11 protein-coding genes are annotated in these 12941 nt (G+C 38.2%); 8 read left to right on the forward strand and 3 right to left on the reverse strand.

The genetic code is table 11. The annotated features are described in order from the left end of the window. From QMF79_RS05255 to QMF79_RS05290, 8 genes are all read left to right on the forward strand, one after another. Positions 1-684, forward strand: a 684-nt coding sequence (locus QMF79_RS05255) for a putative N-acetylmannosamine-6-phosphate 2-epimerase (RefSeq protein ID WP_281773019.1), incomplete at its 5' end; no start/stop codon positions are given. A gap of 11 nt (positions 685-695) precedes the next feature. Continuing rightward, positions 696-1577, forward strand: a complete 882-nt coding sequence (locus QMF79_RS05260) for an N-acetylmannosamine kinase (RefSeq protein WP_281773020.1) — start codon at positions 696-698, stop codon at positions 1575-1577. A 32-nt stretch (positions 1578-1609) separates the two neighbouring features. Then, entirely contained in the window at positions 1610-2476 is an 867-nt protein-coding gene (locus QMF79_RS05265; protein ID WP_111312983.1) for a MurR/RpiR family transcriptional regulator, read from the forward strand. A gap of 17 nt (positions 2477-2493) precedes the next feature. Beyond that, positions 2494-3375, forward strand: a complete 882-nt coding sequence (gene nanA / locus QMF79_RS05270) for an N-acetylneuraminate lyase (protein WP_281773021.1) — start codon at positions 2494-2496, stop codon at positions 3373-3375. 141 nt (positions 3376-3516) lie between these two features. Continuing rightward, complete coding sequence (nagB, locus tag QMF79_RS05275) at positions 3517-4329, forward strand: glucosamine-6-phosphate deaminase (protein ID WP_281773022.1); 813 nt, start codon at positions 3517-3519, stop codon at positions 4327-4329. A 123-nt stretch (positions 4330-4452) separates the two neighbouring features. Further along, entirely contained in the window at positions 4453-5598 is a 1146-nt protein-coding gene (nagA, locus tag QMF79_RS05280) for an N-acetylglucosamine-6-phosphate deacetylase (RefSeq protein ID WP_281773023.1), read from the forward strand. A gap of 61 nt (positions 5599-5659) precedes the next feature. Beyond that, positions 5660-6133 (forward strand): N-acetylneuraminate anomerase, encoded by a 474-nt coding sequence (gene nanQ, locus QMF79_RS05285; protein ID WP_281773024.1) that lies wholly within the window; start codon positions 5660-5662, stop codon positions 6131-6133. Positions 6134-6260: 127 nt separating this feature from the next. After that, complete coding sequence (locus QMF79_RS05290; protein ID WP_040216300.1) at positions 6261-7190, forward strand: site-specific integrase; 930 nt, start codon at positions 6261-6263, stop codon at positions 7188-7190. 54 nt (positions 7191-7244) lie between these two features. Here QMF79_RS05290 and QMF79_RS05295 read toward each other — a convergent pair whose 3' ends face one another. The 3 genes from QMF79_RS05295 to QMF79_RS05305 form a co-directional block, all read right to left on the reverse strand. Then, positions 7245-10274: a type I restriction endonuclease subunit R, EcoR124 family gene (locus QMF79_RS05295; RefSeq protein ID WP_281773025.1), complete on the reverse strand. Its 3030-nt coding sequence runs from the start codon at positions 10272-10274 to the stop codon at positions 7245-7247. 149 nt (positions 10275-10423) lie between these two features. Next, complete coding sequence (locus tag QMF79_RS05300) at positions 10424-11584, reverse strand: restriction endonuclease subunit S (RefSeq protein WP_345739939.1); 1161 nt, start codon at positions 11582-11584, stop codon at positions 10424-10426. A 195-nt stretch (positions 11585-11779) separates the two neighbouring features. Continuing rightward, entirely contained in the window at positions 11780-12880 is a 1101-nt protein-coding gene (locus QMF79_RS05305) for a restriction endonuclease subunit S (protein WP_425591883.1), read from the reverse strand. Positions 12881-12941 lie beyond the last annotated feature (61 nt).

Below are 12941 nucleotides of genomic sequence, written 5' to 3' on the forward strand. Positions count from 1 at the left end.
AAATTATCTCATCAAGAAGTGCTTTCTCAAATTCAATATGGTCTTATTTCTTCTTGCCAACCTGTCGATGATGGTCCGATGGATAAACCTGAAATCGTTTCTGCTATGGCACAGGCTTCTGTGGTAGGCGGTGCGTCTGGCTTGCGTATTGAAGGGGTTGATAATCTTAAAGCAACCCGTCCTTTTGTGAATATTCCAATTATCGGGATTGTAAAACGTGATTTGCCTGATAGCCCCGTGCGTATTACTCCATTCTTACAAGATATTGAAGATTTAGCCAATGCAGGTGCGGATATTATTGCGGTAGATGGAACGAACCGTCCGCGTCCTGTTGATATTGCCAGTGCAGTGAAAAAAATTCACGAGATGGGCTGTTTAGCAATGGCAGACTGCTCAAATTTAGAAGAAGGTTTATATTGTAAAGAACTTGGTTTTGATATTATCGGCAGTACGATGTCAGGTTACACAGGTGGTAAAGTACCTGAAGAGCCAGATTATCAACTAGTGCGTGATTTGAAATCTGCGGGTTGTTTTGTGATGGCAGAAGGGCGTTATAACACACCAGAACTTACTAAAGTAGCGATTGAAATTGGTGCAGATTGTGTGACCGTGGGTTCTGCATTAACTCGTTTGGAACATATTGTAAGTTGGTTTGCAACAGCAATTAAATCGGCAAGAAAATAAAGGACAAAACTATGCGATGTTTAGCACTAGACATTGGCGGGACGAAAATTGCTGCAGCGATTGTAAAAAATGGCGAAATCGAGCAACGTCAGCAAATTCATACGCCGCGTGAAAATGTGGTGGAGGGAATGCATCAAGCGTTAGCAAAATTGCTTGCCGATTATGCAGGGCAGTTCGATTATGTGGCAGTTGCTTCAACAGGAATTATCAATAATGGCGTATTAACCGCATTAAATCCGAAAAACTTGGGCGGTTTAGCGGAATTTCCGCTTAAAGCGAGCATTGCAAAACATACCGATAAGCCGATTGGCTTGTTAAATGATGCACAAGCAGCGACTTACGCAGAATATCAATTGCAGAATCCTGAACAAGTGTCGAACTTCGCATTTATTACCGTTTCAACAGGTGTTGGCGGAGGCATTGTGTTAAGCAAATCCTTGCAGACAGGCTCTCACGGTATTGCGGGGCATATTGGGCATATGTTGGCTGATCCGAATGGACCTGTGTGTGGCTGTGGCAGACGAGGTTGCGTTGAGGCGATTGCCTCAGGGCGTTCGATTGAAGCAGTTTCTTCAAAATGGGAAAATCCTTGCGATCCCAAAGAAGTGTTTGAACGCTTTAGAAAACAAGATCCGCAAGCGGTTGAATTAGTCGAGCGTTCTGCAAAAACGATTGCAAATTTGGTGGCGGATTTAGTTATCGGGTTAGATATTCAAAAAATCGTGATTGGCGGTAGTGTTGGTTTGGCAGAGGGCTATTTGCCTTTAGTAGAACGCTTTTTACAAGAAGTGCCTGCGGTATATCGTTGTGAATTAGAAGCAGCAAAATTTGGACAAGATGCAGGATTAATGGGAGCTGCGTATTGGGTGAAAGACGTATTACTTTTGAAATAGTCGTTTCATACGATTAACATGGGAGAGAAATGATGACAAAAACATCTAGTGTATTGAGCACTATTAGTTCGCTCTATCATAGCTTAACAAAATCAGAGAAAAAAATTGCAGATACGATTTTGCTTTCACCTGATTTAGTCGTACAAAGTCCGCTTTCTGAAATTGCTAAACATTTGGATGTAGGAGAGGCAACTTTAGTACGTTTTTGTCGAACTGTTGGATTTAAAGGATTTAGCGATTTTAAATTGGAGTTATCCATCGAACTGGCAACAAAAGAGAGCCAAGATGAGATGATGTTAGATACTGATATTTTGGCATCAGACAATACTTTTACTATTGCACAAAAATTACAAGCTTCAATTACAAGCGTAGTGAATGAAACCATCAATCTGTTAGATTTAAAACAGCTTGATAGCGTGGTAGGTGAGATTAAAAAAGCAGGGCGAGTATTTATTTTTGGTGCAGGATCTTCGGGCGTAACAGCAGAAGATGCCAAAAATAAATTAATGCGAATTGGCATTCCTGTAGATGCAACGGGTAATAACCACTTTATGTATATGCAAGCCGCATTGTTGAAAGAAAATGATGTGGCGATCGGTATTAGCCATTCAGGTTATTCCCAAGAAACCGCACACGCATTAAAAATCGCTCAACAAAACGGGGCAAAAACCGTGGCGATTACGCACAGTTTGCGTTCGCCTGTGACCGAATATGCTGATTATGTGCTCGTCAACGGCAATAAACAAGGCAAATTACAAGGCGATTCGATTAGAACCAAAATCGCCCAACTTTTCGTATTAGATTTAATTTATGCTTTATTGGTGCAAAGCGAAGAAGAGCAAGCGGCTAAAATAAAGCAAAAAACCCTCAATGTCATTCTTGAACAACGTGTAAAGTAAAAATTTAGGAGAACATTATGCGTGATTTAAAAGGTATTTTCAGTGCATTATTAGTGTCATTCAACGAAGATGGCACAATTAATGAAAAAGGTTTACGCCAAATTATTCGCCACAACATCGACAAAATGAAAGTGGATGGTTTATATGTAGGCGGTTCAACTGGCGAGAACTTTATGCTTTCGACCGAAGAGAAAAAAGAAATTTTCCGTATTGCAAAAGATGAAGCGAAAGATGAGATCGCACTAATCGCCCAAGTGGGTAGCGTAAACTTAAAAGAAGCGGTGGAATTAGGTAAATATGCGACAGAATTAGGCTACGATAGCTTATCAGCGGTAACGCCGTTCTACTACAAATTTAGCTTCCCTGAAATCAAACATTACTACGACACCATTATTGCAGAAACGGGAAACAATATGATCGTGTACTCTATTCCGTTCTTAACAGGCGTGAATATGGGTATCGAACAATTCGGCGAACTTTACAAAAACCCGAAAGTATTAGGCGTGAAATTTACTGCGGGCGATTTCTATTTATTAGAACGCTTGAAAAAAGCTTATCCAAATCACTTAATTTGGGCAGGTTTTGATGAAATGATGTTACCAGCAGCATCTCTTGGTGTGGATGGTGCAATTGGTTCAACCTTTAACGTAAACGGTGTGCGTGCTCGTCAGATCTTTGAATTAACTAAAGCGGGTAAACTCCAAGAAGCCTTAGAAATCCAACACGTAACCAATGATTTAATCGAAGGTATTTTAGCGAATGGTTTATATTTAACCATCAAAGAATTGCTTAAATTAGAAGGTGTGGAAGCAGGTTATTGCCGTGAACCAATGACTGCAAAAGCAACAGAAGAACAAGTTGCAAAAGCAAAAGAATTGAAAGCGAAATTTTTGTCATAAAGATAGAAAATTACTGCACTTATCATGATCCTTTGCCGTAGAGTGGGGTTTAGCCCACCATATATTAACAAGATTGGTGGGCTAAAGCCTATCCTACGAATAGGAACATTGATTTGTGGCTAATAATAAAGGAAGGCTAATATGCGTTTTATTCCGTTACAAACAGAACAACAAGTAAGCCGATGGGCAGCACAACATATCGTAAATCGTATCAATGATTTCAAACCGACTGCCGAACGACCTTTCGTATTGGGTTTACCCACTGGTGGTACTCCATTAAAAACTTACCAAGAACTTATCCGACTTCATCAAGCAGGCAAAGTGAGCTTCAAGTACGTTGTTACTTTCAATATGGACGAATATGTTGGTTTGCCTGTGGAACACCCAGAAAGCTATCACAGCTTTATGTATAACAACTTCTTCAATCACATTGATATTCTGCCTGAAAATATCAATATCTTAAACGGCAATACCGATGACCATAACGCAGAATGCCGTCGCTATGAGGAAAAAATTAAATCTTACGGCAAAATTCATCTTTTTATGGGCGGGGTTGGGGTGGATGGACACATCGCATTCAACGAGCCTGCCTCATCATTAAGCTCCCGTACCCGTATTAAAACCTTAACGCAAGATACCTTAATTGCGAACTCTCGTTTCTTTGATAACAACGTGAACAAAGTGCCAAAATATGCACTTACGATTGGCGTGGGTACATTATTAGACGCAGAAGAAGTGATGATTTTAGCGACAGGTCATCAAAAAGCCCTTGCCGTACAAGCGGCGGTGGAGGGTAGTATAAACCATTTATGGACCGTGAGTGCCTTACAAATGCATCGTCATTTCTTGCTAGTCTGTGATGAGCCAGCACAACAAGAGCTAAAAGTGAAAACCGTGAAATACTTTACCGAATTAGAAGGTGCAGTAGCAGGTACGGATTATCAGGATAAATAGAGATCTATTCTTCATCTTTATGTAGGGTCGAATTACATTCGCCCTATAATCATAAACAATCACGAGGGCAAATTGCCCCTACGTTTAAGAGCGTTAAACTGATGTTGATATTAGGAACAGAATATGAGATACGCATTAACCAACAGTGTGATCTACACTAAATACGAAATTCTACGAGATTATGCGGTAGTAATTGATGGTGAAACTATTGAAGCAGTGATTCCGCAAACTGAATTAGAAGAGGACATTAAAACCATTGATTTACAAGGCAATAATTTAACCGCAGGCTTTATTGATTTACAATTAAACGGCTGCGGTGGGGTGATGTTTAACGACCAAACCACTGTTGAAACGCTCGAAATTATGCAGGCGACTAACTTGAAATCGGGCTGTACCAGCTTCCTCCCAACTTTTATTACAGCCCCTGATGAAAACATCAAAATGGCAGTAGGCGTAATGCGTGAATATCTTAATCGCCATAAAAATCAAGCTCTTGGTTTACATATTGAAGGGCCTTATCTTAGCATTGAAAAAAAAGGCGTGCATCGCCCTGAGTATATCCGCGAAATTTCCTCTGAAATGAAAGAATTTTTCTGCAAAAATGCGGATGTAATCACCAAAATAACCATTGCAGCTGAAAACCCAACCATCAATTACACGCCTGATTTTGTGAACGCAGGGATTATCGTTTCTGTAGGGCATTCGAATGCAACCTATGAAGTAGCAAAAGCGGCATTCCATAAAGGGGCAAGTTTTGCGACTCACTTACACAACGCAATGTCGCCAATCAGTTCTGGGCGTGCGATGGGAGTAGTGGGTGCAGTGCTAGATAGTGATGTTTACACAGGTATTATTGTTGATGGTATTCACGTAAATTATGGCAATGTTCGCATCGACAAAAAAGTCAAAGGCGATAAACTTTGCATCGTAACCGACTCACTTGCCGCAGCAGGTGCTCCACCAGAATTAGAAAGTTTTACCTTCGTGGGTAAAACTATTTACATCAAAGAAGGGCGTTGTTTCGATGCGAATGGTACAATTGCAGGGGCTTCCATTACAATGATGGAATCTATCAAAAATGCGGTAGAATATGTCGAAATTCCACTTGCAGAAGCGATCCGAATGAGTAATCTTTACCCAGCCCGTGCGATTGGTGTAGATGATCGTTTAGGTTCAGTTGAAAAAGGCAAAGTCGCGAACTTGGCGGTATTTAGCCCAGATTACAACGTCATTGGCACCGTAGTAAATGGTAAGTGGAAGGCGAACTAAAAGTGTAAACTCACAAGCGGACGATTTTGACGAACGATTTACAAAAGAAAGAGGATTTACTATGTTATACGGCGATTTATCTCGATCAGATTACGCAAAATCACTTCCAGCAGTGTTTGTGAAATGCTGTGAAAAATTAAAAACCTTGGATTTAGCCAATTTAGAAGAAGGCTCACAAGAGCTTATCGACGGCATTAAAATGAATGTGATGTCATTCGACACGGTATTACCTGAAACCAAAAAAGCGGAAATGCACCGCAAGTTTATTGATATTCAGTTGCTTATTTCTGGCGAAGAGATGATTGAATATAGCGTAGCACAACCAGATTTGGCTCAATATGATGAATATCGCGATGAAGACGATTACCAACTCACTTTAACTGAAGTGTTAGAGGGTAAAAATGAAGTAGTGTTAAAACCAAATATGTTTGCGATCTTCCTACCTTATGAACCTCACAAACCAGGTAATGCCGTAAATGGTAAATGCCAAACCGTGAAAAAATTGGTGGTGAAGGTGCCTTTTGATGCACTGTAATTTACATTAGAAAATAAAGAAAGGTAAACAGTTTATGATTGTTTACCTTTTCTTTTTTGCTCAAAATAAAAAATTTCTTCTATAACTAATCTGCCCAATTCGGGGCTATTCAATAAAGGATTTAGTTATGAAAAAAACATTACTTACCCAACAACTTTTTTCTCATTATTTTGCTGATTGGATTGCGACTTATAAAGAAGGTGCGATTCGCACAGTAACGATGAAAAAATACCACGCAACATTGCATTGGCTAGAAATTCTTGCCCCTAAATTGCGGATTGGTGATCTTACTCGCATTAGCTATCAAAAGCTCTTAAATGATTATGCACTTGAACACGAACGTCAAACGACGATGGATTTTCATCATCAGCTAAAAGGGGCGATTTTAGATGCTGTTGATGAGGGGTTAATTGACTCCGATCCTACACGCAAAGCAATCATAAAAGGCAAAGCGCCTAAAAATAAAAAGATCAAATATCTCAATCAGTTTGAATTGCAAGCCTTACTTAACCATTTGAAACTAGAGCAAACATTAAATTGGGATTGGTTTATATTGTTGGTGGCAAAAACGGGAATGCGATTTTCTGAAGCCCTTGCGATTACACCAGAAGATTTTGATTTTTCTCATCAAACTTTGCAAGTGAATAAAACGTGGAATTATAAAGAAAAAGGCGGCTTTTCACCGACAAAAAATCGTTCTTCAGTACGAAAAATTCAACTTGATTGGCAAACGGTGATTCAATTTTCTCAACTTATTAAAGAATTGCCAACTAATAAACCGATCTTTCCTTGTGATATGCCAATTTATAACTCTACGATAAACGGAATATTGGCAAGACTTTGTAAGAAAGCAAACGTTTCCACTATCACCATTCACGGTTTGCGTCATACACACGCCTCTCTTCTGCTTTTTGCTGGGGTCTCCATTGCTAGCGTCGCTCGGCGATTAGGGCATTCTAGTATGACAACGACCCAACATACCTATTTGCATATTATTCAAGAATTGGAAAACCAAGATACGGATATTGTTATGCGGCATTTGGCAGGGTTGTGTTGATATTTTGTGATGCAAAAGGGCGGGGATAAGCCCCGCCCTTATATTGATTTAACCTTATCTTGCCAAAATAATCCGTTCAATCTCCGTTTTGATTTTATCGCGTAAATAACCTTTTAATTTCAACGCATTAGGTTTTTCGTCGGATTTTTCTTGGCTAAATTGTGCTGTCACCAAATCCATATCAGCGGTTTTTACTAAATTATCTAGCAAACCAAAATCTTTCCAGTCATCTTTGCCTAATACGTGATGCGCCTGTAACTTACCGAAACATTCACGATCTAAGCCGAATTGACTGATAAAATCTTGAATTTGGGTCTGTTCTGAATCCATACGATAACGATCAAGCAAAACAGAAAAGTTTTCGACACGTTCAAGTTTACCTGTTTTTACATCATCCAAAATTTGCTCTGCGTGCAAGCGGTCATTTTCACGTAATTGATTGAAAAGTGGTTGAATACGTGCTTCAATTTCTTTGGCTTCTTCCGCTTTGGCTTTTGCCTGAGCTTGTGCTAACTCATTGAGTAGCTTCATCAAATAATCTTTATCAATTAGCGTAGAATCACCCGAAACCAAATTCGGGTCGATCTCAAACTTCGCTTTTTTCGCTCCCGGTTCGCGGTTAATTTTGTCTAAATCAGCATAGCGTGCCTGCAACTCACGGTATTGTGATTCAGAAAAAATCACTTCCTTCGTTTCTTTTGGGTTATCCCAAACGAAGCCTTGTTGTTGAAGCGCAATCATTGTTTTTTCAAACTCATTGAAGAATTTCGCAAATTGCTTTTGGCTTTCTTCATCTTCCGGCAGTTGGTAAAAGTTCGGCAGAATTTCACCGCTTGTGGTATCCACTTTTTCAGGGAACAGTTGACTAATTTCTTCAAAAGTGCGGTTAATTTTCGCTATGTTTTCCTCTTTACTCGGCACAAAAAATGCCCCTGACGCATTTTTATTGGAATAGAGTTTGAATGCCTTTTCAATGTTTCCACTCATCAAAATCGGGCTTCTAAAATATTCAATAATACCGTAAGGTTTTTGTTCATTCAGCACACGATTAGTGCGTGAAAATGCTTGAATTAAATTGGCGTAATCTAATACTTTATCCAGATAGAGCGTATTCAAATAAGGTGCATCAAAGCCGGTTAATAACTGCCAAACTACAATGACCAAATCTAATTGCTGATCGCGATTTTCGGTGGGGATTTTCTTAAATTCATCACGGCGAGCCAAACGGCGCATTAAGTCATCTTTATATTGTGGAACGGACTCCAAACCAAAATGCGTGTCGAATTGATTGTTGTAATGAATAATCACATTTTCTAAATCCGAAGTATCCTCAAAACTGCCTTCGTTATATTCACCGTTCGGGTCATAAATTACCGCAATTTTTAGCCCCAATGGATTATCTTTTAATGCCTTAAAGTAGCGATTTGCGGATTTAATATCATTTACCGCAAGCATCGCCGAAAATTGGCGTCTGTAAGAATTTTGCTCCCAGCAGTCTAAAATGTAGCTAGAAACCTGTTGCACCCATTCTTCTTTTTCATAGAACGATTTGGATAGTTCTTGTTCGATTTCCAAATCGCTCACTTTTTTCTTATCTAAATAATCGCGATAGACTTCACCCATTGAAGGATCTTTCCATTTCGCTACCCCATTACGCAGTGTGCGAAGTGGAATCGGGTAATTTTTTCGCACATCAAAGCCCAACACGTTTTTATCAAAAATCCCGTCCGCAACAGAATAAACGTGCAGAGGATTACCAAACAGATCCGCAGTTTTTGTGCCTTTATTGTTATCATCAAAAATTGGCGTGCCGGTAAAGCCAAACCATACCGCAGTTGGATAATTTTCGCGAATGCGAATCAGCATTTCACCTGCGGTAGAACGGTGTGCCTCGTCTACAATAAACACAATATTCGTGTTTTCTAGTTTTTTCTGTTTGCCTTTTTCCGCCACAATCGCCATTTTTTGAATGCTGGTTACAATCAACTTCTGGTGCGGATCTAAAAGTGCGGTTAATAATTTGCCTGAATTTTTTGTTGCAGTAATTTCCTCTTCATCATCAACGAAACCCGAATATTCTGTTACCGTTTGCTTCACTAATTCATTACGATCTGCCAGAAAAACAACTTTATCCACATTGACTAATTGGCTTGCTAATTCAGCTGTTTTAAATGACGTCATTGTTTTGCCTGAACCTGTGGTATGCCAAATATAACCGCCTAAAATATCTTGTGATGAACCATTAAATTGCGATTTATGCAAACGAGTCAAAATATTTTCCACCGCATAAATTTGGTAAGAACGCAACACCTTCAATATGCCTTTAGGCTTATCGGCAATGGTGTAAAGCGACATCAATTTATGCCCCATCGGCACACGTAACGCATGCTTAATAAATTGGCTGCTTTCTTGAATCGGCTGATTGGTTTTCTCATCTGCCCAGCCAAAACAGAAAGTGTAATTAAAACTACGGTAATCTGTTGGACGAGCGAAATAACGTGATTCACTGCCGTTTAAAATCCCAAAAATCTGCACCAATGAATAAAATCCGCCAAAATCGCCATTACCCATATAATCACGAATTTGCCAATAGGCTTGTTCAATAGAAACACCTTCACGCTTTAATTCCAAATGAATCACAGGAATCCCAGAAATGAGAAGTGTCACATCAAAACGATGATCTTGCCCTGTAGCACGGTTTTTCTTACGCGTAATCTGATTGACTACTTCATAACTATTTTTCCCGCCAGCGACATCATGAGACCAAAAACATTCCAAAATTAAATCACTTTTTTGTCCATTGATTTCACGGCTAAGAATAACCTGCCCCGTGGAAAGAAAACGCGCCGCCTCAAGCGGTGAATTTATCGCAAAAACTTGTGATTTAATTTGATCAAATTCTTCATCGGTGAGGGGCGTATCTTTTAAACGTTCCACATTTTGCCGATTTAAAACTTCACGCCAGTTGGATAATAATTTTTCTTCTGTGCCGTGGCTTAAATCAGGGCGATAATGCCAACCGTTATCGTCAAGGGATTTAATGATTTCCTTTTCAAAGGCGAGTTCGGATAGGGATTTTTGCATGGGAGATCCTGTTTAAAAATATTTATTGATGTTAAAAGGGCGAGAATAAACCCTGCCCCTACGAGGGGTCATTATTTATATAAGTTTTATACGTGCGAATATATATCCGTAGGGGCGGGGTTTATCCCCGCCCATTCTTCAAAATTGTATCATTCCACGAACATTTTTTCCAAACAAGCGGCTTTAATCTGCTGATATTTTGCAAGTTCTTTCTGATGAAGAGTGATAGTGTCGTCAAGCTGTTTAAAGAAGTTACCGATTTGGGTTTGTTCTGCATAATTTGGTAAATGTAACTCAATGTCTTTCATTACACTTGCATTCAATTTTGTTCTACCTCCACCAACAAGGTACTTTGTCATATCCATTGATTTTATTCTATATACAAGAAAAAGATTGTTTGCTACATTTTTTATGCCTTGTAATACATGAGCATGATTATTTATCCAAACTTTACCTAAAACGTATTGAACAGGGTAATTTATTAAATCATTAGCTCCATCTTCTGCTACTAGGACAAATTCGCCATCATGAGTGAATCCATCAATATATCCTTGGATACCGTTAGCACCATAATATGGTGTAACGCCTTCGAGACGTTGGGATGCAGCAATTGGAATTCTTAAATTATCTAATACGTTTACAACCTCCCCCAACTTTCGCTGTTCCCAAGTAATTGTATTTTTAGCAGTAAATAACGACACTTTACCTAGAAAAATATTTTCTAAATAAGAGGTTTTTAATATTTTGAATTTTTCAAGCTCACGTTGATGAAGAGCGATAGTGTCGTCAAGTTGTTTGAAGAAGTTGCCGATTTGGGTTTGTTCTGCATAAGAAGGTAAAAAGACTTCAATATTCATCATGCCTTTTTTAGATATATTATATCTTGAGATGCCTTGGGCAAGTAAAGTAATCTTATTTCTAATAGAATTAGAACGTAGCATATATGCCATATAATTAATGCTTATTTTTTGTTCTAATCTAAATCCAAAACAGAAACTATTAAGATATATATTCGTTATTTCATACATCCAAACGGAAGATAATCCTACTTCCTCTGGGGTCTCAGAAGATGTTGTAAATAGAATATCTCCTTTCTTAATTTCATTTTGACTTTTATCTATCTCAATTAAGTCTAATTCCTCAAGTGTTGCAATTGGGTTTTTATATACATTCATATAAGTAATATATTTAGCACTACCATGCCCAAAATCATCTTTCGATTTTCCATTTAACCCATTAAATGTATAGCCCAACTCCCCCAACTTTCGCTGTTCCCAAGTTATTGTATTGAATATAAAAGGCAGGAAAATAAATCTTTAAAAATCAATAGATTACAATCCTCTCTCATACCGTTAACATAGACAAAAATAAGTTTAAATCACACTTTCTCTTTCCAAAAACAAAATCAACTCAACAGATAAAAAAGAGCGGTCATTTTTAACAGAGATTTTGCAAATCTATATCAAAATATAACCGCTATTATTACTTTAATTTTACATCTTTGATTAAATAAACATCTTTTCTAAATAAGATTGTTTGATTTTTTTGTATTTTTCTACTTCTCGTTGATGAAGAGCGATAGTGTCGTCAAGTTGTTTGAAGAAGTTGCCGATTTTAGTTTGTTCTTCTTTGGATGGTGGTAGTTCTAAAATTAAATTCTTAACAATTTCTCCAGATAGATTCCCTTGACCTCCTTGCAAATAGGTCGAAATGATTGAATACTTATTTCTTCTAAGCCATTGGGCTATAAATTCAGAGTCGTAATTAACATAAGGAACAATAGCTAAAATAGCCTGATTTATTGCTCCATGAATCTTAGCACGACCAACTTCTCCGCTAGTTGCTCCGTAAAGTGCATATAAAATATTTCCTTTTTCTACCAATTTAGCTGATGAATTATTTAATCCCTCTTCTGTTATGAATAATTCTGTAGTTTCATCATTAATTTCACCTGAACGAATAAATGGAATAGAGCCCCCATAAAAAGAAAGATTATTTACGCTTGGCGTGCCGCCTGAATATGAAAAGGAAACATCCTCCAACTTTCGCTGTTCCCAAGCGTCCGTAAAATTAGGGAAACGAAGCTCTGGATATCGCTCATTTTCCTTTGGAAACATCTTCTCAAGGTATGAAACCTTCAATTTTTGGTACTTTTCTAACGTTCCTTGATGAAGAGCGATAGTGTCGTCAAGCTGTTTGAAGAAGTTGCCGATTTGGGTTTGTTCTTCTTTGGATCTTGGATAGCTAATTAGGAATTCTTCAACATTTTTTTTAGAAACAGATGGGATATTTGCAGCCTGCTGAAAATCGGTAAATAAATGTTGTTTATGTTTCATAAAGTGATAAACATATTCAATGCAGTAATTATCTGATTGAATGTCAATAGAATAGCAGCTATTTCCAGCCCAGTATTTCCCATTTATTATATTGATAAATCCAGCATTAGCACCTCTAGCACTAACAATAATTTTGTGTCCATTATTGTTAAAATCATCATAGAATCCAGTATAAGAAACACCGCCGTTATATACTGGATATTTACTATTTGGATTTTGTTTTGTTTTTATTACAAATTCCCCAATGGTTGTTTTTGAAAACTCCCCCAACTTACACTGTTCCCAAGTTATTGTATTGAATATAAAAGGCAGGAAAATAAATCTTTAAAAA

The organism is Pseudohaemophilus parahaemolyticus (assembly GCF_938021905.1).
Taxonomy (GTDB): domain Bacteria; phylum Pseudomonadota; class Gammaproteobacteria; order Enterobacterales; family Pasteurellaceae; genus Haemophilus_A; species Haemophilus_A parahaemolyticus_B.

Bases quoted from the DNA above. Each gene is read 5' to 3' on its own strand.
- QMF79_RS05265 (WP_111312983.1), top strand. From the start codon at position 1,610: ATGACAAAAACATCTAGTGTATTGAGCACTATTAGTTCGCTCTATCAT.
- nagA (WP_281773023.1), top strand. From the start codon at position 4,453: ATGAGATACGCATTAACCAACAGTGTGATCTACACTAAATACGAAATT.
- nanA (WP_281773021.1), top strand. From the start codon at position 2,494: ATGCGTGATTTAAAAGGTATTTTCAGTGCATTATTAGTGTCATTCAAC.
- QMF79_RS05295 (WP_281773025.1), bottom strand. From the start codon at position 10,274: ATGCAAAAATCCCTATCCGAACTCGCCTTTGAAAAGGAAATCATTAAA.
- nagB (WP_281773022.1), top strand. From the start codon at position 3,517: ATGCGTTTTATTCCGTTACAAACAGAACAACAAGTAAGCCGATGGGCA.
- QMF79_RS05290 (WP_040216300.1), top strand. From the start codon at position 6,261: ATGAAAAAAACATTACTTACCCAACAACTTTTTTCTCATTATTTTGCT.
- QMF79_RS05260 (WP_281773020.1), top strand. From the start codon at position 696: ATGCGATGTTTAGCACTAGACATTGGCGGGACGAAAATTGCTGCAGCG.
- nanQ (WP_281773024.1), top strand. From the start codon at position 5,660: ATGTTATACGGCGATTTATCTCGATCAGATTACGCAAAATCACTTCCA.